The organism is Deinococcus marmoris DSM 12784, assembly GCF_000701405.1.
Classification (GTDB): domain Bacteria; phylum Deinococcota; class Deinococci; order Deinococcales; family Deinococcaceae; genus Deinococcus; species Deinococcus marmoris.
The window spans coordinates 68,805-89,490 of sequence record NZ_JNIV01000007.1; the positions used below are offsets into that span (position 1 = coordinate 68,805).

22 protein-coding genes and 1 tRNA gene are annotated in these 20,686 nt (G+C 65.4%); 10 read left to right on the forward strand and 13 right to left on the reverse strand.

Annotated elements, in window-relative coordinates:
* Nucleotides 1-144: 144 nt before the first annotated feature.
* The gene (gene ruvX / locus Q319_RS0102610) at nucleotides 145-576 is read right to left on the reverse strand and encodes a Holliday junction resolvase RuvX (protein ID WP_051655041.1); all 432 of its coding nucleotides are present in this window, start codon (nucleotides 574-576) and stop codon (nucleotides 145-147) included.
* Between the two features lie 49 nt (nucleotides 577-625).
* On the opposite strand from ruvX, the gene Q319_RS0102615 reads away from it, so the two are divergent.
* Nucleotides 626-1,414, forward strand: coding sequence for an enoyl-CoA hydratase-related protein (locus Q319_RS0102615; protein WP_029480314.1), 789 nt, complete (start codon nucleotides 626-628; stop codon nucleotides 1,412-1,414).
* Nucleotides 1,415-1,435: 21 nt separating this feature from the next.
* On the opposite strand, the gene Q319_RS28135 is transcribed toward Q319_RS0102615, so the two are convergent.
* The 6 genes from Q319_RS28135 to rpsP all read right to left on the reverse strand — a co-directional run bounded on the left by Q319_RS28135 (nucleotide 1,436) and on the right by rpsP (nucleotide 4,995).
* Entirely contained in the window at nucleotides 1,436-2,197 is a 762-nt protein-coding gene (locus Q319_RS28135; RefSeq protein WP_211252322.1) for a hypothetical protein, read from the reverse strand.
* A gap of 110 nt (nucleotides 2,198-2,307) precedes the next feature.
* Complete coding sequence (locus tag Q319_RS0102625) at nucleotides 2,308-2,913, reverse strand: LON peptidase substrate-binding domain-containing protein (protein ID WP_029480316.1); 606 nt, start codon at nucleotides 2,911-2,913, stop codon at nucleotides 2,308-2,310.
* Between the two features lie 78 nt (nucleotides 2,914-2,991).
* Complete coding sequence (gene trmD / locus Q319_RS0102630; protein WP_029480317.1) at nucleotides 2,992-3,804, reverse strand: tRNA (guanosine(37)-N1)-methyltransferase TrmD; 813 nt, start codon at nucleotides 3,802-3,804, stop codon at nucleotides 2,992-2,994.
* Nucleotides 3,805-3,814: 10 nt separating this feature from the next.
* Nucleotides 3,815-4,405: a ribosome maturation factor RimM gene (rimM, locus tag Q319_RS0102635; RefSeq protein WP_081845856.1), complete on the reverse strand. Its 591-nt coding sequence runs from the start codon at nucleotides 4,403-4,405 to the stop codon at nucleotides 3,815-3,817.
* A gap of 2 nt (nucleotides 4,406-4,407) precedes the next feature.
* Nucleotides 4,408-4,647, reverse strand: coding sequence for a KH domain-containing protein (locus Q319_RS0102640; protein WP_029480320.1), 240 nt, complete (start codon nucleotides 4,645-4,647; stop codon nucleotides 4,408-4,410).
* Between the two features lie 99 nt (nucleotides 4,648-4,746).
* Entirely contained in the window at nucleotides 4,747-4,995 is a 249-nt protein-coding gene (rpsP, locus tag Q319_RS0102645; protein WP_029480322.1) for a 30S ribosomal protein S16, read from the reverse strand.
* 241 nt (nucleotides 4,996-5,236) lie between these two features.
* Here rpsP and Q319_RS27805 point away from each other — a divergent pair, with 241 nt between their 5' ends.
* Nucleotides 5,237-5,674, forward strand: coding sequence for a GntR family transcriptional regulator (locus tag Q319_RS27805; protein WP_051655042.1), 438 nt, complete (start codon nucleotides 5,237-5,239; stop codon nucleotides 5,672-5,674).
* Between the two features lie 73 nt (nucleotides 5,675-5,747).
* Nucleotides 5,748-7,742: a transketolase gene (gene tkt / locus Q319_RS0102655; RefSeq protein ID WP_029480325.1), complete on the forward strand. Its 1,995-nt coding sequence runs from the start codon at nucleotides 5,748-5,750 to the stop codon at nucleotides 7,740-7,742.
* Nucleotides 7,743-7,865: 123 nt separating this feature from the next.
* Here the strand turns inward: tkt and Q319_RS0102660 are convergent, their stop codons facing one another.
* Nucleotides 7,866-9,233, reverse strand: coding sequence for a S1C family serine protease (locus Q319_RS0102660; RefSeq protein WP_245618911.1), 1,368 nt, complete (start codon nucleotides 9,231-9,233; stop codon nucleotides 7,866-7,868).
* A gap of 79 nt (nucleotides 9,234-9,312) precedes the next feature.
* On the opposite strand from Q319_RS0102660, the gene Q319_RS0102665 reads away from it, so the two are divergent.
* Entirely contained in the window at nucleotides 9,313-10,323 is a 1,011-nt protein-coding gene (locus Q319_RS0102665) for a nucleotidyltransferase domain-containing protein (RefSeq protein WP_029480327.1), read from the forward strand.
* A gap of 89 nt (nucleotides 10,324-10,412) precedes the next feature.
* Here Q319_RS0102665 and hslO read toward each other — a convergent pair whose 3' ends face one another.
* Entirely contained in the window at nucleotides 10,413-11,324 is a 912-nt protein-coding gene (gene hslO, locus Q319_RS0102670; protein WP_029480328.1) for an Hsp33 family molecular chaperone HslO, read from the reverse strand.
* A gap of 354 nt (nucleotides 11,325-11,678) precedes the next feature.
* On the opposite strand from hslO, the gene Q319_RS0102675 reads away from it, so the two are divergent.
* Nucleotides 11,679-13,496 carry an ABC transporter substrate-binding protein gene (locus tag Q319_RS0102675; protein ID WP_029480330.1) on the forward strand — a complete coding sequence of 606 codons (1,818 nt, stop codon included), beginning with the start codon at nucleotides 11,679-11,681 and terminating at the stop codon, nucleotides 13,494-13,496.
* An 80-nt stretch (nucleotides 13,497-13,576) separates the two neighbouring features.
* A complete protein-coding gene (locus Q319_RS0102680) occupies nucleotides 13,577-14,278 on the forward strand; it encodes a response regulator (protein WP_051655043.1) in 702 nt (233 codons plus the stop codon).
* 42 nt (nucleotides 14,279-14,320) lie between these two features.
* On the opposite strand, the gene Q319_RS0102685 is transcribed toward Q319_RS0102680, so the two are convergent.
* Together Q319_RS0102685 and plsY are read right to left on the reverse strand one after the other, a co-directional pair.
* Entirely contained in the window at nucleotides 14,321-14,620 is a 300-nt protein-coding gene (locus Q319_RS0102685; RefSeq protein ID WP_029480333.1) for a hypothetical protein, read from the reverse strand.
* A gap of 127 nt (nucleotides 14,621-14,747) precedes the next feature.
* Entirely contained in the window at nucleotides 14,748-15,365 is a 618-nt protein-coding gene (gene plsY, locus Q319_RS0102690) for a glycerol-3-phosphate 1-O-acyltransferase PlsY (RefSeq protein WP_081845858.1), read from the reverse strand.
* A 148-nt stretch (nucleotides 15,366-15,513) separates the two neighbouring features.
* Here plsY and Q319_RS0102695 point away from each other — a divergent pair.
* The 3 genes from Q319_RS0102695 to Q319_RS0102705 all read left to right on the forward strand — a co-directional run bounded on the left by Q319_RS0102695 (nucleotide 15,514) and on the right by Q319_RS0102705 (nucleotide 17,560).
* Nucleotides 15,514-15,603, forward strand: a tRNA-Ser gene (locus tag Q319_RS0102695).
* A 176-nt stretch (nucleotides 15,604-15,779) separates the two neighbouring features.
* Entirely contained in the window at nucleotides 15,780-16,667 is an 888-nt protein-coding gene (locus Q319_RS0102700; RefSeq protein ID WP_029480337.1) for an SMP-30/gluconolactonase/LRE family protein, read from the forward strand.
* A complete protein-coding gene (locus Q319_RS0102705) occupies nucleotides 16,667-17,560 on the forward strand; it encodes an NAD(P)-dependent oxidoreductase (protein WP_029480339.1) in 894 nt (297 codons plus the stop codon). The genes Q319_RS0102700 and Q319_RS0102705 overlap by 1 nt, the downstream gene beginning before the upstream one ends.
* A 30-nt stretch (nucleotides 17,561-17,590) precedes the next feature.
* Here the strand turns inward: Q319_RS0102705 and Q319_RS0102710 are convergent, their stop codons facing one another.
* A complete protein-coding gene (locus Q319_RS0102710; protein WP_029480340.1) occupies nucleotides 17,591-18,673 on the reverse strand; it encodes a lipid II:glycine glycyltransferase FemX in 1,083 nt (360 codons plus the stop codon).
* Nucleotides 18,674-18,842: 169 nt separating this feature from the next.
* On the opposite strand from Q319_RS0102710, the gene Q319_RS29065 reads away from it, so the two are divergent.
* Nucleotides 18,843-19,904: a peptidylprolyl isomerase gene (locus tag Q319_RS29065; protein WP_034413453.1), complete on the forward strand. Its 1,062-nt coding sequence runs from the start codon at nucleotides 18,843-18,845 to the stop codon at nucleotides 19,902-19,904.
* Between the two features lie 410 nt (nucleotides 19,905-20,314).
* Here the strand turns inward: Q319_RS29065 and Q319_RS28140 are convergent.
* Nucleotides 20,315-20,686 (reverse strand): hypothetical protein (locus tag Q319_RS28140; protein ID WP_211252323.1); only part of this gene is annotated, 372 nt, incomplete at its 5' end.

Consider the following 20,686-nt stretch of genomic DNA (forward strand, 5'->3'; position numbering starts at 1 on the left):
GGAAGTGGGAGGGGGAAAGGGTTGAAGGGGCATGGCCCAAGTCTGCGTCTCAGACCCTGCCAAAACCATTACCCGAACGGGGTTGCCACCCCCCCCAGATGTGTGTTCTCAGCGGTATTTTACTGACCGAGCGGGCAGTTCCGGCTAGTTCTGGCCTGCCCGTCCCATCAGGTACAGCTCCAGAATCTGCACTGCCGCCGCCTCATCCTCATCGGTGGCCCCCAGTTCGCGGGCGCGGCGGGTGGTGAAGCGCTCGTCCTGATAGGCCACCGCGTAGCCCTGTTCCACCAGGATTTTGCCGAACGCGCGAATCCGGTCCGCCGAGGGGCTGTGCAGACCGTCGGTTCGCAGCGGCAGCCCCAGCAGCAGCAACGTTGCCCCGGTTTCCTTCACTTTCAGGCGCAGCGCTTTGAGGTCCAGGGGCAGGCGTTTGCGGTCCAGGCTGCCGCGCCCGAAGGCCAGCCCCCCCATGTTCACCGCAAAGCCGATGCGTGACTTGCTCACGTCCAGCGCCAGCACCTTCGGCGGCGGTGCGGTGGGCAGATCGCCGGATTCGGGGGGCTGCTGCTGGGTCATTCACGCGAGTCTAGCGAAGTCTGGCCGGTGGGACGCTAGGCTGGGCGGCATGACTCACGACAGTGTGATCCTTTCGCAGACCCGCGCGGGCGTCTGCACCCTGATCCTCAACCGCCCGGACAAGCTGAACGCCGCCAACGACGAGCTGTTGCTGTCGCTGACCGCCGAACTGAAAAGGGCGGAGGCGGATCCTACCGTGCGCGTGGTGGTTATCACTGGCGCGGGCCGGGGCTTTTGCGCCGGACAGGACCTCGGGGACGTGTCGGGGCGCGACATGACCTTCACCGAACACCTGAACGCCACCTACAACCCATTGATCCGTACCATCCGCACGCTGGAGAAGCCCGTCATCAGCGCGGTCAACGGCGTGGCGGCGGGGGCAGGGGCCAGTCTGGCACTGGCTGGGGACATCCGGCTGTGGGCGCAGTCGGCCCGCCTGATCGAGATCTTTTCCAACATTGCCCTGGTTCCCGATTCGGGCAGCACCTGGTTTCTGCCTCGTCTGGTGGGGTATAGCCGCGCCTTCGAGCTGATGGCCCTGGCCGAGCGCGTGGATTCCGCCGACGCCCTGAAAATGGGCCTGTGTGAGCATGTCTTGCCCGACGAGACCTTCGCGGACGAGGTCCAGGCGTATGCCGAGCGGCTGGCGGCGCGCCCCGCCAACGCCCTCAAGCTGACCAAGCAGGCGCTGAACGACGCGCTGACGGGCACGCTGAACGAGGCGCTGGATCAGGAGGCTGCGTTGCAACAACTCGCTGGGGACCACTGGGAACACCAGGAAGGCGTGACGGCCTTCAAGGAAAAACGCGCACCGAACTTCGTGCGCGCTGAGGACTGAGTTTTTAGAGGTCCGCTGGATTTACATATCCAGCGGATCGGACATCTTGCTGGCGCGTTTGCCCTCTTCGAGGATTTCCTCGTGGCGAGTGAATTTGTCGCGCTCGCCTTCCTTGCCCATACTGGCGGTCTTGTCGCCGGGTTCCAGCAGTTCGTCGGCGTGCTGCACGGTGGGATCGGGGCCAGTGTAATCGCCATCGGCGGCGTCGTGGTGGCTGCGGTCCGTCTGGTTCAGGTCGATCTTGCCGCGCTGCTGTTCCAGTTCCTCTTTATCGGGACGTGTATTGGTCATGGTGGTGGTCTCCTGCGGAAAGTGGGGTTGCTGTGGGTGGGGAACCGAGGCGGGAATATTGGGTTCAGTGCCTGCTGCTAAACCGTCCGACTTGGTGAAGTTGGGCCGGTTGCCCGCCCCCGACGGCTCCACGCTGCCCTGTGCATCACTGCCTAGTGTATCGCTGCCTGCGGCGCTGACCCGGCCCACCCCGTCCGGCGTGTACACGGTCATCTCACCGTCCGCCTTCGGGTCCTCGCCCAGTTCGGTGATCAGGCGTTCACGGGCGCTGATCTCCTCCTCGGCGCGGCGGATGTCCTCCTGAATGCCGCCCAGGCTGTCTTTCTCGGCCCCGGCGTGGTACGCGCGGCCCAGGCGAGCAAAGTGACCGTCCAACTCGCGGCCCAGTTGAAAGATTTCCAGGCGCAACCGGGCCACCTGCGCGACTTCCTCGCCCCGGCGTTGCACACGTTCCGCCCCGCGTTGCAGGGAATTCAGGATGTTATCCAGCATGGGTCCAGTCTGCGCCCCCGCAGCCGCCCACCGGGTGAGGGTGGGTTTAGAGATTTCTGACTTGTGGAGGCGGGACAGGCGGGGCGAGACAGGTAATGAGGGGTGCCCCTTCAGTTCATCAGCTTCATGTCCCTGGGAACCGCGCCCAGCAGCACGTCCAGGCGGTCCAGCAGGCCGGGGGCACGCAGGGCTTCCTCACGCTGCTGGCTGCTGAGACCAGGCAGCAGACCCGCGACGAAACTCGCCAGCAACATGGAGTCTTGCGGGGCGTTGGCGCGGATCAGGTCCGCCTCGGCGGGGCGCAGGCGCAGCAAATCACTCAGGAGTTTGCGGGCGCTGGCCTGCACCATTTCTTCCTGACCGGGCAGCACGGCTTCCAGCGGCCACAGCGCCACCTCGGCACTCAGGTAGGGTTTGCTGAAATCGAAATCCTGTACCGTGAAGCGCTCGCCGCCCACCACGACGATGGTGCTGGTGCCGTCCTCGTGGGTCTCGGCCTGTTGCAGGTGCGCCAGCGTGCCCACCCTGGAAATCCGCTCGTGAAAGGGGGTGGAGACCTCCTCTGAAGTTTCCACGATCTGCACGATCCCGAACGGCTCGCCGCTGGCCTGCGTGTCCAGAAGAAGTTCGCGGTAACGCTGCTCGAAAACGTAGAGCGGCAGCACCACGCCTGGAAACAGCACCAGGTTATGCAGGGGAAACAGGGGAACGGTCATCTGGCCCTCATGGTGCGCCTGTTGGCGGAAAGGGACTTGAGCGGAACCCACAATAAAAAGGTGAAGAACGCCTGGATTTCACTCAGATTTCTCGTTTGCATCAGTGTTTTTCCTGCGCCGTGCCCGTCTGGGGCGGGGCGGCGGCGGCGCATTACAGCCCTGCAACTGCTCTGCCGTAACGCCCAGTTCCAGCAACGTGGCGGTGTCCTGCGGCGTCAGTTCCGCGCCTGACAGCAGATCGGGGCGGCGGGCCAGCGTCCGCCGCAGCGCCTGCTCCCGCCGCCACAGGGCCACCGCGCCGTGGTTGCCGCCGCGCAGCACTTCCGGCACGCTCTGGCCGCGCCATTCGGGAGGCCGGGTGTATTCGGGGTAATCCAGCAGGCCGCTGCTGAAGCTGTCGGCGCGGTGCGAATCCGGGTCACCGATCACGCTGGGCAGTAGCCGCGCCACTGCCTCCAGCACGCAGGCCGCCGCCGCCTCGCCGCCCATCATCACGAAGTCGCCGATGCTCAGTTCGCGCGTGACCAGCGCCTCGGTCCGGGCATCGAAACCCTCGTAGCGTCCGCACAGAAAGGCCAGATGTTCCTTTTGCGCCAGTTCCTCAGCCAGCGCCTGCGTGAACGGCTGGCCTGCTGGACTGAACAGAATGATCTCGTCCGCCGGGGGCAGGCTGGCCAGTGCCCGCTCGGCCACGTCCACCCGGATGACCATGCCCGCGCCGCCGCCGTAGGGCGTGTCGTCCACTTTCATGTGCTTGTTGTCCGCGAAGTCGCGCAATTGCACCAGCTTCACGTCCAGCAGCCCGCGCTCCCTGGCCCTGCCGATAATCGCCTCATTTGCAAAGGGGGCCAGCAGTTCGGGAAACAGGGTCAGGAAGGAAAAGGTCAACACGGTGGAATGCTCAAGCGTCTTCCTGCTCTGGCTCGTCCGTTTCGTCGTCCAGGTCGCCCAGCAGCCCTTCCGGCGCGTCGGCGGTCAGCGACAGGGATTTAGGCCGCTGCTTGGCTGTCAGATTGACCGTGACATACGGGGCTTGCAGCGGAATCAGTGCCTCCCCGCCCTCATGCGTGACCACCAGCAGATCCTGATGCCCGGCGTCCAGTACGTCCTTGACCGTTCCCAGCTCTGCGCCTTCCGCGTCGCTGAGGGTCAGGCCGCGCAACTCGTGGAAGTAATACACGCCGTCTTCCGGGGTGGGCAATTCGTCGTCGGCGGCGTAGACGTTCAGCCCGCGCAGCATCTCGGCCCCCTCGCGTGAGGACAGGCCCGCCAGTTGCAGGGCCACACCGGGGGCAAGCTGGGTGGTCCGCATCACTCCCAGCCAGCCGCGCCCCTCCACGTATACCCGCCTGAGTTTCTTGAACTGCGCGGCGTCGCCCAGCACGTAGACCTTGGCCGCGCCCTGAACGCCGTGCGGTCCCAGGAAGTAGCCCAGACGGGTGACCTCGGTGCCCGCTGCCGTATTCGTTGTGGCCGCGCTTGTCTCTGGCACGCTCAACCCTTGCGCGGGGCGTCCAGATCGACGTTCACGCGCTCGCGGGGGTCGCTGGCGGCGCGCACCAGCGTGCGGATGGCCTGGATCACGCGGCCCTGTCTTCCGATGAATCGGCCTTCCTCGCCGGGGGCCACGCGCACCATCACGGTGGGGCCGCGCTTGGACACGCGCACCAGCGACGGCTGATCCACCACGCTTTGCGCCAGGAACAGGGTCAGGTCGGTCGGATCGCTCTTCATGGCGTGCATTCTAAAGGGCGTGGCGTGACGGAAGGCTGACAGGCGCACGGGAAAACGAAAAAAGGCCCCCGCAGGAGCCTCTTTCCACATCTTGTCAGTTCAGGAGAACTTGACACCCTGAGACTTCAGCAGGCGGCGGGCGGTATCGGTGGGCTGTGCGCCGACGCCGATCCAGTACTGGGCACGCTCGTTGTTGACCTTCAGATACGTCTCGGAGGTCTTGCGGGGATCGTAGTGACCGATGTTCTCGATGTAGCCACCATCACGGGCGACGCGGCTGTCGGTCACGACGATGCGGTAGTGGGGATTGTGGGTGGAACCGAAGCGGGACAGGCGAATTTTAACCATGCTGGAAAACCTCTGGGGTGCGTCTAGACGCGTGATTTTGAAGGTGTTGCACCCGCAAGGATGGCGGGGATCATACGGGCCGACAGCAGCCAACCGGGCCGCGCACCGAAGCAGAGTATCAGAGCGGGGGACGCTGGGGCAAGTGGCGCAATTTTGCATCCACTCTGTACTCTCTGCGGATTCTCTCTGGCGCTTGACCTGGCGCTTGACAGCCTGCCCCGTCTGGGCCGATGGTGCGCCCATGAGCGACACCCCGCCCAGACACGCCGAACTCTTGACCCTGCTGGCCTCCCAGGTGAGTGCGGACGGAGAACTGCCGGTCTACCTGCAACTCCGGCAGGCGCTGACAGGGGCCATTCAGGACGGAGTGTTAAAACCCGGCACGTCTCTGCCCGCCGTGCGTGCGCTGGCCTCGGCGCTGGGACTGGCCCCCAATACGGTGGCCAAGACCTACGCCCTGTTGCAGGAGGACGACCTGACCGAGAACCGCGCCGGGGCGGGAACGCGGGTGCGGGCAGGCAGTGCGGCAGGGCAGCGAAGCGGGCTGCTTGGTCTGCGGCGGCAGGTGCAGGAGCTGAGAGCCGCCGGGGTCAGCGCCCATGAACTGCGGGCAGCGGTGGAAGAGGCGCTGGAAACACATCCCGGCAAGGCCCAGGAAGCAGGCTTGAACGAAAGTTAAGCGAGGCACAGAGGCCACAAACGTCTAAAAGTGTACTTGGTACACAATCTCTGGACAGGGTAGGATAAGGCCCATGACGCAGACCACCAGCCAGACCACGGACAGCAGCCTTGAACAGCTCAGCATCAATACCATCCGAACCCTGTCCATCGACGGCGTGCAGGCCGCCAACAGCGGACATCCGGGTGCGCCGCTGGGCATGGCCCCCATGGGCTACGTGATCTGGCAGGATTTCCTGCGCCACAACCCCGGCAATCCGCACTGGCCGGGCCGGGACCGCTTCGTGCTGTCGGCAGGCCACGCCAGCATGCTCATTTACAGCCTGCTGCACCTGACGGGTTACGACATGCCGTTGCAGGAGCTGAAAGACTTCCGGCAGTGGGGCAGCAAGACGCCGGGCCACCCGGAGTTCTTCCACACCCCCGGGCTGGACGCCACCACCGGGCCGCTGGGCCAGGGCGCGGCAATGACCGTGGGCATGGCGATGGCCGAGCGCCACCTGGCCGCCCGGTACAACCGCGAAGGCTTTGAAATCTTCAACAACTACACCTACTCGGTGATGGGCGACGGCGACTTGCAAGAAGGCGTCAACCACGAGTCCGCCGCGCTGGCCGGACACCTCAAGCTGGGCAAACTGATCTGGTTTCACGACGACAACCAGATTCAACTGGACACCCCCACCGACAAGGCCGAATCCGAGAACACCGCCGAGCGTTACCGCGCCTACGGCTGGGAAGTGCTGAAGGTGGAAGACGGCAACAACCTGGACGAAATCCGTGCCGCCGTCATCAACGCCCGTAATAATACGGCGCAGCCCACCCTCATTCAGGTGCGGACCATCATCGGCTTCGGCAGCCCGCGCGCTGGGACCAGCAAGGCGCACGGCGAGCCGCTGGGGGCAGACGGTGTGGCGGCCACGAAAGCAGCACTGGGCTGGGATTTCCCTGCCTTTACTGTGCCGGACGGTGTGGCTGAGCATATGGACGCAAAGGAGCGTGGCTCACAGCAGGAGCAGAAGTGGCAGGCGCTGATGAACGGCTACCGCGCCGCGCATCCTGAGCTGGGCAAAGAGGTAGACGCCCTGCTGGCCCGCGAACTGCCCGCCAATCTGGAAGACAGCCTGCCCAAATACGAGCCAGGCGGCAAGGCGATGGCGACGCGCAATGCCAGCGGCGAGGTCATCAACGCGCTGGCCGCCGTGGTGCCGGGCCTGATGGGCGGCAGCGCGGACCTCTCGGGCAGCACCAAGACCACCATCAAGGACACCGAGGTCATGAACCCGGACCACTACGCCGGGCGCAACGTCTACTTCGGCGTGCGCGAATTCGGCATGGCCGCCGCCGCCAACGGCCTGAGCCTGTACGGCGGCGTGCGCCCGCTGGTGGGCACCTTCATGGTCTTCGCCGACTACCTCAAACCTGCCTTCCGCCTGAGCGCCATTCAGATGCAGCCCGTGACCTACGTGCTGACCCACGACAGCATCGGCCTGGGCGAGGACGGCCCCACGCACCAGCCGATTGATCAACTGGCCATGTTGCGCGCCGTTCCGGGGGCACACGTCATCCGTCCCGCCGACGCCAACGAAACGGCGATTGCCTGGCAGATGGCGCTGGAATACGAGAAAGGCCCCACCGCGCTGGCCCTGACCCGCCAGGATCTGCGAATCCTTCCCCGCAACCCCGAGGGCGTGAAGAAGGGCGCATACGTGGTGCAGGATGCCGAGAACCCCGCCGTGATTCTGCTGGCCAGCGGCTCGGAAGTCGGGCTGGCGCTGGACGCCGCCGAGGCGCTGGGCAAGGCAGGCACCGCCGCCCGCGTGGTCTCCATGCCCTGCATGGAAGTGTTCCGCGAGCAGGACCGGGGCTACCGCGACAGCGTGCTGACCCCCGGCGTCCGGCGCGTCGCCATTGAGGCCGCCACCAAGTCCCCCTGGTACGAGTGGGTGGGGCTGGAAGGCGCGGTCATCGGCATGGACACCTTCGGGGCCAGCGCGCCCGCCGAAATCCTGTTCGAGAAGTTCGGCTTCAGCGTGGAGAACGTGGTGAAGGTGGTGGGGAGCATTCTCTGACCGGTGGGTTCGGTTTCGGACCATCCTGAACCCTGCCCCCTTCCAGCCTCCCCGTGAGGTGGAAGGGGGTTGTCAGTTGGGCGCGGTTAGTGACAGCGCGGTCAACCTTTACGGAAATGGGGATTACTGAAACGCTGAGGCGTCCAGCGTGACCGTCAGATCCTGCTTCTGTTCGCCGCGCAGCACGGTCAGGTCCACGGTGTCGCCCTGCTTCTTGTTGATCAGGGCGGCTTGCAGGTCTTCCAGCGCGTCTACCGGCTGGCCGTCGGCGGCCACGATCACGTCGCCGCCCAGGCTGATCACGCCGCCCCGGAACTCCTGGGTGCGGGTGCCGCCTTTCAGCCCGGCGGCGGCAGCGGGCGTTCCGGGCTGGACCTGACCCACCACCAGTCCCGTGTCGGGCAGTTTCAGGAGCTGCTTGCCCTGGCTGGTCAGCGCGCCCAGCCCCACGGCCACCCGTCCCTGCTGGCCCTGCACCACCAGTCCCACGCTGACGCCGATGCGCGGCAGATTGACCTCGCCGCCCTCCGCCGCTTGCAGGCGTGGCAGCAGGTTCTTGGCGGCATTGATGGGAATGGCAAAGCCCACGCCCGCGCTCTGGCCCACACCGTTTGCTTGCCCGCTGGGCGAGAGAATCTGGGTGTTGATGCCGATCACCTCGCCCGCGCTGTTCAGCAGTGGTCCGCCGGAATTGCCGGGGTTGATGGCCGCGTCGGTCTGGATGGCCTTCTGCGTGATGCCCTCGCCGCCGCCCGAAAACCCAATGGGAATCTGGCGCGCGGTGCTGCTGACGATCCCCTCCGACACGCTGAAATCCAGGCCGAAGGGTGCCCCCATCGCGATGGCTTTCTGGCCCACCTTCAGGTTGTCGCTGTTGCCCAGCGGAATGGGCCGGATCAGCGCCTTGTCCAGCCCCTCGGCGCGGATCAGCGCCAGATCGTACTGCGGCGCGTAGCCGATCACCCTGGCCTCTACCGTCTTGTCCTGATTCATCACCCGGATGCTGATCTTGCTGGCCCCGCCGCTGCCACCTCCCTCGCCCGCCACGACGTGGAAGTTGGTCAGGATATCCCCAGCGTCGTTGACGAAAAAGCCGCTACCCACGCCCTGCTGCACCTGCGAGCCGCCGCCCATCATGCCAAAGGGGTCCTGCGCCGCCACCTGCTGCTCGGTGGTGATGAACACCAGGCCCGGCTCGAAACGCTGCACCACGTCGATGGTGTTCTGCTCGGATTGCAGCCGCTCGCCTGCCTCCAGCGCCAGCGCGTCGGGGGCGTCGTCCTGGCTGGAAGAGGTGGCCGCTGTAGGTTCTGCGCCAGTGGTCTGGCTTGGAGTCGTCTGGTTCGCCGTGGTCTGGTTTGTGGTGGTCTGCGTCTGCGTCGTGGCGGCCTGTTGCGGTTCCGTGTCGCACCCGGCCAGCCCCAGACTCAGGCTGCCCAGCAGCAGGGCGGTGGCAGTTGCTTTGGCGTTCATGTGGCCTTGAGCGTTCATGCGGTCAGTATCCCCAGTTGGGGTGCGCTCAGCATAAGAGCGGATGTGGCAGGGGCTTCACCCATGCTCTCCTGGGAAGATGCCTGACCTGAACGCGGCCATCCATGAGCTGAAAGACGCGCTGGGCGATTATCTGGACGGAGGACGCGAGGAAGGCGTTTTCAACGTCCAGATCGGCGGACCGGGGAGCCTGCCCACGCTGGCTGATCTGGACCTCTCCGAACTTCATCTGGACCTGTTGCCGGAGCCTCCCAGCGAGGAGCAACGCCGTATCCTGGAAGCGCTGGGCTACGTGCCAGAAGGGGAATCTTATCTGCACCCCGCAGGCTGGCGCTTGGTGCTGCCCGATCACAGCAGAGGCTGGAGAGCGGAACAACAGGCGCTGCGGGCGCTGTTGCTGGCGGATGAAAGCGCGGCGGCGCGTTACCGTCTGGTCTTCATTTCAGAGGGGCGGGCGGCAGCAGATCAGGCTTTGCAGGCTGAGGCCACCGCCCACCACGCCCGCACCGTGGGCTTTGGCCCCGCGCAAATGGTGGCTGGGATGCTGGCCGAATTGGACGCGCCGTGGATGTTCGCCGGAGGCGTGGCGCTGGACCTGCACCTGGGTCAGGTGAGCCGCCCGCACGACGATCTGGACGTGGCGGTGGCCCGCGATGCCCAGCCCCAGCTTCTGCAACTGCTCTCGGATTGGAAACTGGACGCCCCGCAAGGCGGCATGTACCAGCCCTGGACCGCCCCGCTGGAGCCACCGCTCCACCAGATTCACGCCCGCCATCCTGCCCTGCCCGACGTGCTGATGCTCGACCTGTTGCTGACCGACCTGAGTGACGGGCTGTGGCACTACCGCCGTGACCCGCGCGTAATGCTGCCGCTGGCTGAAGCGCGGCTGTGGTCCCCTGCCGGATGGCCGTATCTGGCCCCGCAGGCGGTGTTGCTGTTCAAGGCCGCCGCCGCAGACCGGAAGGTGCGCGGCAAGGACGCGCGGGATTTCGAGCGGATGCGCCCCATGCTGGATGGGCAGGCGCTGAAGTGGCTCCGGGGTGCGCTGGAGCTGCTTGAGCCGGAGCATGAATGGCTGACGAAGCTGTGAAGACGAGACAGTAAAAAGACGAGACAGTAAAACTGACGAGCCTACAGAAAAAGCCCCCTCCGCAGTGGAAGGGGGCAATTAGGGTGTGCTTAAGCCCGCGCCCGCTCCGCCGTGGCGTCCAGGGCGGCAATTTCCCCTGGCGTGATGTGGTACTTCTCGCCGCACCAGTGGCACACGACTTCCTGGCCGCCGGTGTCCATCATGTCCTGGCGTTCCTCGGCGTTAAAGAATTTCAGGCTGTCCTCGGCCTTCTGGCGCGAGCAGCGACACTCGAAGCGGGCGGCCTGTGCGCCGGGGGCCAGGGTCAGGCCCAGCCCCTCGGTCACGCGGTTCATCACGTCCAGGATGCCGCCCCGGCGCAGGCCGTCGGTGATCTGGCCCAGCGCGCGGATATTGGCTTCCAGATGGGCCAGCGTCTCATCCGACACCCCCGGCATGGCCTGGACCAGCAGGCCGCCCGCGTGGGCCACCCGCCCGCCTTCCTCGTAGACGCCCAGCAGCACGGCGTTTGGAATCTGCTCGGAGACGCCCAGATAGCTGCTGATGTCCTCGGCGATCTCGCCACTGACCAGTTCAATGCTGCCGGTGTACGGCTCGCCGTTGTCCAGCAGGCGCGTCACCGCTAGTTCTCCCACCGTGCCCACGATGCCGCTCACGTCCAGTTTGCCATCCGTTTCGCGCAGGGGCAGGTCCGCGTCCGGCTGGCGCACGTAGCCGCGAATCTGGCCGTCGGCACTGCCTTCCGCCACGATCCAGCCCACCGGGCCGCCGCCCTCCACGCGCACGGTCACGCGGCTGTCGGGTTTCTTGCCCAGCACCACGGCCAGCAGCGCCGATGCGGTCAGTGTGCGCCCCAGCGCGGCGGTGGCAGTTTTACTCAGGTGATGGCGCAGGCGAGCGTCTTCCACGATGCGGGTGGACTCCATGCCCACCAGCCGCAGCGTGTTGCCCGCCGCCGTGCCGCGCAGCAGAAAAGAGTCGGAAATAGAAGATGCAGTCATTAGGAAATCTTACACGAAGGCGCTCAACTGCGGCTGTGGGAGGTCTTTCATTGTGGCCGTGCCGGATGGACTGAAAGTGGCGTCTGGCGCGGCGGCCCAGGTCACTCATGCGGCGCTTTTCTTCCCAGGCCACTCCTATACACCTGACGGGCCGATTGTCGCCCGGAGAGAATCTTAGTAATCTTCCTAATTCGCTCTCATGGGCGCTGTCTAAGCTGATCTGCTGAACAACCTGACTCTGACGCCCTGTTTCAGCGACGCTCTTTTTCCTCTGACTGCCGAGTACCAGGATTCCAGACTCTGATTTCAACACCCACCCACACCAATCAACCCCCTACCCCAAGGAGTGACCCCATGACCCTTCTCAATCCATCCCGCAAGCGAGTGCTGAGTGCCATTGCCCTGACCACCCTGACCCTGAGTCTGGCGGCCTGCAAGAGCGACACGGCCAGCAACACAGGCACCAGCACGACCACCGCAGACACGACGACGGGCGACAGCGCAAGCACCGTGGAACCCACTGGCGTCCTGGTTATTCAGGAATCCGCTGACATTCCCACGCTGGACCCCGGCACCACCTACGACACCGCCAGCGGTCAGGTGGTGGAGAACCTGTACGAGACGCTGGTGACCTATCAGGGCAACAGCCTGTCCGAACTGAGGCCGCTGCTGGCCACCGAATGGACCGAGGGAGGCGCGGGCACCGAATACCGCTTTACCCTGCGGGACGGCGTCAAGTTCCACACTGGCAACGCCTTCGAGTGCAAGGACGCCGAGTACACCTTCCGCCGCAATCTGGTGACTAACACCAGCGACAGCGGCAACTGGTTCCTGTCCGAAAGCCTGCTGGGCACCCAGAGCAACGCCAACGACGATCAGGGCGTAACCTGGCAAAAGATCACCGACGCCGTGACGTGTGACGGCCAGACACTGGTGTTCAAGCTGCCCAAGGCCGATCCTGCCTTCCTGGCCAAGCTGGCGTATACCGGGCAGAGCATCGTGGACAGCGCACACGCCATCAAGATCGGCGAGTGGGACGGCACCGAGGCCACCTGGAAGGCCGCCGTGGGCAAGGACATCACGGGCAGCCCGCTGGCCCAGGACCCCAGCGGCACCGGCGCTTACAAGCTGCTGAACAAGACGGCCACCGCCGTGACCGCCACCGCCTTCCCCGACTACTGGGGCGAGCAGCCCAGCATCAAGGACGTGATTCTCCAGAAGATTCCCGAGCAGGCCGCGCGCCTCCAGGCTTTCGAGAAGGGCGACGCCGACATCGTCGAGACCGGCGGGCGTTCGATCATCGAGGCGCAGCTCACGGACAAGCCGGGCATTGCCATTCTGGATGACCTGCCCAGCACCAGCGCGTTCGGCATCAGCATGAACCAGAAGATCAGCGGCAAGGCCGCCATCGGCAGCGGCAAGATGGACGGCCAGGGCATCCCCGCCAACTTCTTCAGCGACGTCGATGTGCGCCGGGGCTTCGTGGCGGCGTTCAACACCCCGCAGTACATCGAGGACGTGCAGAAGGGCAAGGGCGAGGCCCTCAACTTCCTGCTGCCCGAGACGTTCCCCGGCTACGACGCGTCCATCGAGGCCGCCAGCTACGATATCGACGCAGCCACCGAGTATTTCAAGGAAGCCTGGGACGGTCAGGTGTGGGACAAGGGCTTTACCGTGAACGTGTCCTACCGCGCGGGCAGCGCCACCGCCCAGACCGGCATGGAAATCCTGAAGAAGAACATCGAGACCATCAATCCCAAGTTCCGGGTGAATATCGTGGCCAAGGAATGGAGCGAGATCATCAAGGGCAGCAACCAGGGCAGCGAGGCGATGGTCATGACCGGCTGGGCACCCGATTACGCCGACCCGGACAACTTCGTCTACACGTTCTACAACTCCGAGGGCTACTACAACCCACGGATCAACGCCAAGGACGAGCAGATCGACACCTGGATCAACGAGGCGCGCAGCATCACCGACACCGAAAAGCGCAACGCGCTGTACGCCGATATCGCCAAGCGGGCCATTGATCAGGCGTGGTACATCAACATGCCCAACCAGCCGGGCGTGCTGGCCTACCGTGACAACTTGCAGGGCATCAGCCTGGACACCTTCAACCCCATGCTCTCGTTCGCCACCGGGACGTACTGGAAGGACCTGAGCAAGAGCTAACCCGCTTTCTGAGTTTCCGGGGCCACCTCTCCAGCCGGGGGGTGGCCCTTCTCTGTGGCTGGGCCGCGTATTCTGCCCCCATGCCCGACTCTGCCCGTGATCCCGACAGTGTTTCTGAACTTGGTCTGCCCCGCCGTATCTCCTTGCTGCTGGTAGACGATCACCCGGTGGTCCGCAAGGGCACCCGCGAACTGCTGGAAGGCGAGGATGACCTGTACGTGGCCGGGGAAGCCGCCAGCGGTGAGGAAGCCATTGCCCAGGCCCGCGCGCTAAGGCCCGACGTGATCCTGATGGACGTGTCGATGCCCGGCATGAACGGCATCGAGGCCACTCGCGCCATTAAAGCCGAGCAGCCGCGCGTGGGCGTGCTGGTGCTGACCAGTTACGACGACGACGCCTACGTGTTTGCCCTGCTGGAAGCCGGGGCGGCGGGCTACCTGCTCAAGAACACGTCGGGGGACGATCTGTTGGGGGCGGTGCGGGCGGTGGCCGCTGGGGAAAGTGCGCTGCACCCCAGCGTGGCCCGCAAGGTGCTGGAACGCTTCAGCGCCGCCGCCCAGCCCACCCCGCCCGAGGACAGCCTCAGCCCCCGCGAATTGGAGGTACTGCGCGTGGCCGCCACCGGGCGCACCAACAAGGAAATTGCCCGCGATCTGGACATCAGCCCGCGCACGGTGCAGGTGCATCTGGCGAACATCTTTTCCAAACTGGGCGTCGGCAGCCGCACGGAAGCGGTGCTGTACGGCATCAAGCGGGGTTGGATCGATCCGAAGATGCTGTGATCAGGTTCTGGTAGATGGTCAGGGCACGTTACAGACCGCCCTCTACTTCTTCTTTCGCAGGAAACTGAGCCAGCCTGCTCGCTCTGGCCGGGGGCCAGGAGCGAAGTCCTCGAGCTTGATCTCGGCTTCCGGGTGGGGGGCGGCTTCCCAGCCCAGCGGCGTGGCGATCAGTCCGCCTAAGCGTCCGGCGGCGTACAGGGCGTGTTCCTGTTCCTGCGCCTCGGTCAGGGCGCGGGGGTCCGCCATGCTCTGCAACATGGCCTGCAAACTGTCGTCGTCGCAGTTCCAGCAGCCCTGCGAGAAGCTGGCTTCCTTGCCGTAAATCCTGATCCTGACGGGCATCTGTGTTCTCCGGTGACGGGGTTCTCTGTTGACGGGGGCTTTTCCGCCAACGGGATTCTCCGGTGGGTGGGGCGTGGATTGTAAGACCCGCCCAGAATAGCGCAGCCGCGCCCCGCCCTGCGGCGATTCAGCGAACTTTCTCCCCGATGCGCGATTCCTTGCCCGCCGTCAGCCGCTCGATGTTGCTGCGGTGCTGCCAGATCAGCAGGGCGGCCAGGAACACCACCGAGAGCATCAGCCAGACGGGCCGTCCCAGGGCCACCACCAGAATGCCCGCTGTGACAGCCCCCAGGATGCTGCCCGCGCTGACGAAACGGGTCAGCCACATGGTTGCCACGCCCAGTACAAAGATTCCCAGCCCAGTCACCGGGTCCAGGGCGGTGATGGTGCCGAAGGTGGTGGCCGCGCCCTTGCCGCCCCGGAAGCGCAGGAACGGGCTGAAGTTGTGGCCGATCACGGCGGCTACCCCGCACACCCCCACCCATTCCGGCGGAAGGTCCAGCGCGCGGGCCAGCCACACTGCCAGCGCGCCTTTCAGGATGTCGAAGGCAGCCACCAGCAGCGCCGGACCCTTGCCCAGCGAGCGCAGCACGTTGGTGGCCCCGCTGTTGCCGCTGCCCACCTTGCGGATGTCCACGCCGCGCGAACGCGCCAGCCACGACGCCGCCGGAACCGAGCCGATCAGGTAAGAGACCAGCGCTGCCGAGAGCGAGAGCAAAAGGGTGGACACAATCACGCCTCCGATTGTAGGCCCCAGCACCGCCCCGGTGATCCGCCGGAAAATTGAACCGGGTCTGAGCGTGGCAGTCGGGACGCTCGGGGGGCGGCGTTTGATTTTCCTGCCCCTACCCGTTACTCTGCTGTGCGCCTGTCAGATTGAGGGCGGCGGTGTTGGAGCGGTGTCCGAGTGGTTGAAGGAGCACGCCTGGAAAGCGTGTATAGGGGCAACCTTATCGAGGGTTCGAATCCCTCTCGCTCCGCCAGAAATGAAAAAATACGCCCCGAATGGAGAAGTCCGTTCGGGGCGTATTTCCATGTCCGGGGGATGGATGTGGGCCTGTCTCTGGTCCTGCTGCAAGTTCCCCCACGGCCGACGGGTTGACAAGGAACGCGTACCGCACGACACGAGCGAAAAGAAGAATGTGCTAGAAGAACGCTCATGAGCCATCCTTTTCCTGGTCTGGAAGCCCTGATTCCCGCCGACGCCGTCCTGGAAAAACTCGCTGGCGGGGCCACCTGGGGCGAGGGGCCGGTGTGCCTGGACAGCGGCGCGGTGCTGTGGAGCGATATCCCCGGCAACGTCGTGTTGCGCTGGCACCCGCAGGAGGGGGCGGGCGCGGCGCTTCAGCCCTCGCACTTCCACAACGGCCACACTCGCGACGATGGAGGGCGGCTGTACGCCTGCTCGCACGGTGAACGCGCGGTGCTGCGCTCAGACGACGCGGGGCACAGTTGGCAGCCGGTAGCCACGCACCACGCGGGCAAACGCCTGAACAGCCCCAACGATGTCGTGGTGGCCCGTGACGGCGGCGTGTGGTTCTCAGACCCGCCCTACGGCCTGATCCAGCCCCGCGAGGGCTACGGCGGCGAGCAGGAGCAAGCCGTGTGCCGCGTCTACCGCCTGGACCCCGATACGGGCGAGGTAGAGGCGAAAGTGAGCGACATGCTGTGGCCCAACGGTCTGGCCTTCAGCCCCGACGAGGCCACGCTGTATGTCACCGACACCAGCCGCACCCACGATCCGGCAGGCCACCACCACATCCGCGCCTATCCGGTGGCGGCCAATGGGGTGGGCGAGGGCCGCGTCTTCGCCGTCGTTTCGCCGGGGATGCCCGACGGGATTCGCACCGACGAACACGGCCACCTCTGGAGCAGCAGCGGCAGTGGCCTCCAGGTGTTTGCCCCGGATGGCCGCAAGCTGGGCGAGGTGCCCGCGCCGGAGACCATCACCAACCTGACCTTCAGCCATCTGGAGCCGTACCTCTACATCACGGGCAGCGACAGCCTGTACCGCCTGCCCGTTTCGGTGCGCGGTGCGCGGTTCTGATGTCCCGGCAGAAGGTGGCGGTCATCGGCACAGGACTCATGGGCCGCCCGATGGCCGAGAACTTATTGAAAGCGGGTTATGAAGTCACCGTTTTTAACCGCTCCTCCGGGAATCCGCAGGCATTGGCGAAGCTGGGTGCGACGGTGGCCGCCACTCCTGCCGAGGCCGTTCAGAACGCCGATCTGGTGATGACCATGCTGCCCAACGGCTCCGTCGTTTCAGAGGTGTTGCTGGACGGAGTCTTTGAGGCCGCGCGGCCCGGCACGCTGTTTGTGGACATGAGCAGCATCCATCCGGCGATTGCCCGCGACTTGGCGGCGGCAGCGCAGACGGGCGGACTGCGCTTCGTGGATGCCCCGGTCAGCGGCGGCACGGGTGGGGCGGCGCGCGGTGAACTGGCGATCATGGCCGGGGGGCCGGAAGACTGGATTGCCGAGGCCCGGCCCGTACTGGACGTGCTGGGCAAGGTCACGCATGTCGGCCCGTCCGGCAGCGGGCAACTGGCGAAACTGGTCAATCAGGCCATCGTGGCCGTGACCATCGGTGCGGTGGCCGAGGGCCTGACCCTGGCCCGTGCGGGCGGCGCGGACCCGGCCCGTGTGCGGGAAGCAATTCTGGGCGGCTTCGCGCAGAGCCGGATTCTGACCGAACACGGCGCGCGCATGATCGAACGACGCTTTGAACCCGGCGGCACCATGACTAATCAGATCAAAGACCTGGACGCCGCGCTGGACGTGGCCGGGAGTCTGGGCGCTGCCATGCCCCTGACGGTGCGCGCGCGAGGACTGTTTGCGGATTACGCGGCAGGTGACGGCGGCGCGCGGGCCACGGACGATCACAGCGCCCTGGTGCGGCACATCGAGGCGCTGAGCGGTCTGCTGGTAGAGGGCTGACCTCTAGCTCGGGTCCGCTCCAGCCGTCTGCTACAGCACGTCCTCGGCGCTGCCGCGTTTGCGCTTGTTGTTCTGCGTCTTGCGCCAGCGCAGCGCCTTGACGATGGCCGGGGCGGCGGCGTTCAGCGGCAGATCGTAGGCGGGATACCACGCCCGCTGCTCGCTGAATTTCAGTTTCATCTTGAAGACGCCGAACGAATGTTTTTCCTCGTCCAGAATGCGCGGGATGCCCCAGAAGTCGAACAGGGTATAGCCGCGCTGTTTGGCGTCCAGCATGGCGTTCCAGTAAAAGGCGTCGGGGGCCTTGCTGTCTTTGAGGGGCTTGCCCGCCTCGTCCACGCGGTCATCCCGCACGCTGCCGCCGAACAGGTAATAGGTGCCCGCGCCCATGCCCAGGAAAAAGCCGCCTGCCAAAGCCTTGCCCTGATGCCGTGACAGCACGATATACGCCTCGCCGCCGTGGGCGTTGCCCTCGCGCAGCAGGGTTTCGTAGTACGCGCGGGGATACGCGCCCAGTTTGGCGCGCTCGTTGGTGGCCGTAAAGATTTCCCAGAAGGCATCGAAATCATCGTCTCGGCCCGCCACCACGCCCAGTTTCTGCGCGGTGCGCACATTGCGGCGGGCCATGCTGTGCAGGCCAGCGAACAGCTCGTCCTCGCTGCGGCCCAGATCGGCCAGGATGGTGTGTTCGGGCTGCTCGGACTCGGCGCGGCGGAAGGGACCATAGCTCTCGGGGATTTCTCTGCCTTCCTCGGCAGGAAGTGGCCCAGCACTGATCGGCATGGGCGGCTCGATCTTCAGAATGGCGTCGGTGGGTTTTGCCACCGCCTTCACTGCCTCGGCCACGGCGGGCAGCAGGTCCAGGCTTTCCAGCGCCGGACCGCGCGGCGCGTACAGCGTGCTGAAGCCGGGCACCAGCCGCTTGCGCAGCAGTTGCAGCGCGCCCACCGTGCGGTCCCCGTCGCCCACGATCAGGTAACGCATGGGGGTCTGGCCCAGCACCCGCCGCGCCTCTCCGTAGCCCCAGCCTTGCAGGGCGCTGGTGATCGGCATATTCCGCACAGCGTCGTCATAGACGCGCGGATCGGTGGTTTCCAGAAGCTTCAGGCGCACGCGGGGGATTGTAGCAGGGGAGGGGAGACGGGGCGGTTCGCCCGGTTAATGATCTGACCGCGAAGAGCAGGCGTCTTTGAACAGTTGGAGGGGTGGACCTTTAGACGGTTAGATATTGCCTTGCCTTTTGCCACCATCCCTCACGGACACACGGGCTAAACTGCCGGGCGTGAAGAAAATCCTGCTGACCCTGGCGCTGCTCGGCGGCGTCGCCCTGGCCCAGACCACTCCGCCCGCGCCTGCCCCGGCCCCCACCGCGCCTGTGCCCACCACGCCCGCGCCTGCGCCCGTTCCAGCCCCGGCCCCGGAAGCCGCGCCCGCCGCACCGGAAGCTCCGGTCAGCACGGGTGATCCCGCCGCAGTGGTGGGCAAGGTGGGCGCGCAGAGCTTTACCCTCGCCGACTTCGACAGGGCGTTCCGTATCGCCGCCGCCCGCGTGGTCAATGCCCAGGGCATCCCCTTCGAGGATTCGTACCTGGCCGAATTCAACGCGGCCCGCCCGGAGTACCTGAAGCAGTTTCTGCGGGACCGCGCGGTGGCGCAACTGGCTGCGTCGCGCGCCGAGCTGGATCAGGCCGCCGTGGACAAGCAGTTTGCGGACGCCCGCGCCAACTTCGAGACCGATGAGGCGTTTGCCGAGGCGCTGGTCGCCACCGGCTACAGCGATCCCGAGGACCTGCGCGCCGAGCTGGGGCGGCAGGCGCTGATCAACGCGTATCTGGAGACCCTTCAGGACCGTTTCAAGTTCGGGGACGCGGTGGTGGCCGGGTACTACCGCCTCAACCGCGACAAGCTGACCCGCGAGGCCGAGGCGTGTGTCAAGCACATCCTGGTGCCCACCGAGGCCGAGGCCAAGGCAATCGTGGCGGACCTGAAGGGCGGCGCGGACTTCGCCAAGATCGCCGCCGAGAAGAGCCAGGACCCCGGCAGCGCCCCGCAGGGCGGCGATCTGGGCTGCTTTGCGCCTGGGCAGATGGTGGACACCTTCGACAAGGCCAGCTTCACCGGGCCGGTGGGCGAGGTCCAGACCGTGCAGTCCCAGTTCGGCTATCACGTTCTGGTGGTCACCAAGCGCACTGACGCAGGGGTGACCCCACTGGCCGAGGCCGCCCCGACGATCCGTCAGCAACTGTCGGGCGAGGCCGCCCAGAAGTATCTGGACGCCCAGATCGCCCGCCTGAATGTGGAACCCTTCCCGGAAGTGGTCACGCTGCCGCCTGCGGGCAACTGAGGGCCGCTGACCACATCCGCGCTCTGATCTAAAACAAGAGTGGTGGCCGCTCTGAATCCCAGAACGGCCACCACTCTTTCTGATGGCGAGAAACTGTTTCCCCCTGACTGGCGCGTACTTTGACGTCGTCCCGAAGGGTTAACAATCTATCCATCCAGAATGAACTGCCCTGGAACGGTGTCGCGAATACCCGATCATTCGAGTGGGACTCATGGAACTGCGCCGCACAGCACAGGCGTCTGCGTAGCCGTCTGTTCAGAACGAGGGAAAACAGGAGAAAAATGGGCCTCGGACATGGAGTAAAGGGACGGGCGCTGTCCCAGTTCAGGCGTGTGACCAACGGAAGCCGCCCAAAAGGGGCTTAAGAGCCTATTAGGGAAGTCGAAGGTGAGTATCAGATTTAATGTGACTCAGACAGTGTTTCTGCTTCCTCCCTCTTTAAGGCTGGGTGATGCAGAGAGATCTCTCATAAAAGTGATAAGACCGATCAACACGGCGTTTTTAGCTCCTCCCTCCTTGCGGGGGAGGCTGGGAGGGGGGAACCGCAGACGCCGTCCCAGCGCAGCCAGAGAAAAATGACATCTTGCGAAAATCAGCGTAAAGCCAAACATGAGAGACTTGTCTGCATCACCCAGCTCCCTCTTTATGGGGGAGGGTTGGGGAGGGGGTGAACCGCAGACGCCCTCCCAGCGCACCTTAATCAAAACAGACGCTCCACTTTCCGAATAGGCTCTAACCGTCCTGCGTTCAACGTGCAGGTTTCGTTCCAGATTGGGTTTACT

Excerpts from the sequence above, each read along its gene's own strand:
- ruvX (WP_051655041.1), bottom strand. The coding sequence starts at position 576 with ATGACCCAGCAGCAGCCCCCCGAATCCGGCGATCTGCCCACCGCACCG.
- Q319_RS0102615 (WP_029480314.1), top strand. The coding sequence starts at position 626 with ATGACTCACGACAGTGTGATCCTTTCGCAGACCCGCGCGGGCGTCTGC.
- Q319_RS28135 (WP_211252322.1), bottom strand. The coding sequence starts at position 2,197 with ATGCTGGATAACATCCTGAATTCCCTGCAACGCGGGGCGGAACGTGTG.
- Q319_RS0102625 (WP_029480316.1), bottom strand. The coding sequence starts at position 2,913 with ATGACCGTTCCCCTGTTTCCCCTGCATAACCTGGTGCTGTTTCCAGGC.
- Q319_RS0102640 (WP_029480320.1), bottom strand. The coding sequence starts at position 4,647 with ATGAAGAGCGATCCGACCGACCTGACCCTGTTCCTGGCGCAAAGCGTG.
- rpsP (WP_029480322.1), bottom strand. The coding sequence starts at position 4,995 with ATGGTTAAAATTCGCCTGTCCCGCTTCGGTTCCACCCACAATCCCCAC.
- Q319_RS27805 (WP_051655042.1), top strand. The coding sequence starts at position 5,237 with ATGAGCGACACCCCGCCCAGACACGCCGAACTCTTGACCCTGCTGGCC.
- tkt (WP_029480325.1), top strand. The coding sequence starts at position 5,748 with ATGACGCAGACCACCAGCCAGACCACGGACAGCAGCCTTGAACAGCTC.
- Q319_RS0102660 (WP_245618911.1), bottom strand. The coding sequence starts at position 9,233 with ATGAACGCTCAAGGCCACATGAACGCCAAAGCAACTGCCACCGCCCTG.
- Q319_RS0102665 (WP_029480327.1), top strand. The coding sequence starts at position 9,313 with ATGCCTGACCTGAACGCGGCCATCCATGAGCTGAAAGACGCGCTGGGC.
- hslO (WP_029480328.1), bottom strand. The coding sequence starts at position 11,324 with ATGACTGCATCTTCTATTTCCGACTCTTTTCTGCTGCGCGGCACGGCG.
- Q319_RS0102675 (WP_029480330.1), top strand. The coding sequence starts at position 11,679 with ATGACCCTTCTCAATCCATCCCGCAAGCGAGTGCTGAGTGCCATTGCC.
- Q319_RS0102680 (WP_051655043.1), top strand. The coding sequence starts at position 13,577 with ATGCCCGACTCTGCCCGTGATCCCGACAGTGTTTCTGAACTTGGTCTG.
- Q319_RS0102685 (WP_029480333.1), bottom strand. The coding sequence starts at position 14,620 with ATGCCCGTCAGGATCAGGATTTACGGCAAGGAAGCCAGCTTCTCGCAG.
- Q319_RS0102700 (WP_029480337.1), top strand. The coding sequence starts at position 15,780 with ATGAGCCATCCTTTTCCTGGTCTGGAAGCCCTGATTCCCGCCGACGCC.
- Q319_RS0102705 (WP_029480339.1), top strand. The coding sequence starts at position 16,667 with ATGTCCCGGCAGAAGGTGGCGGTCATCGGCACAGGACTCATGGGCCGC.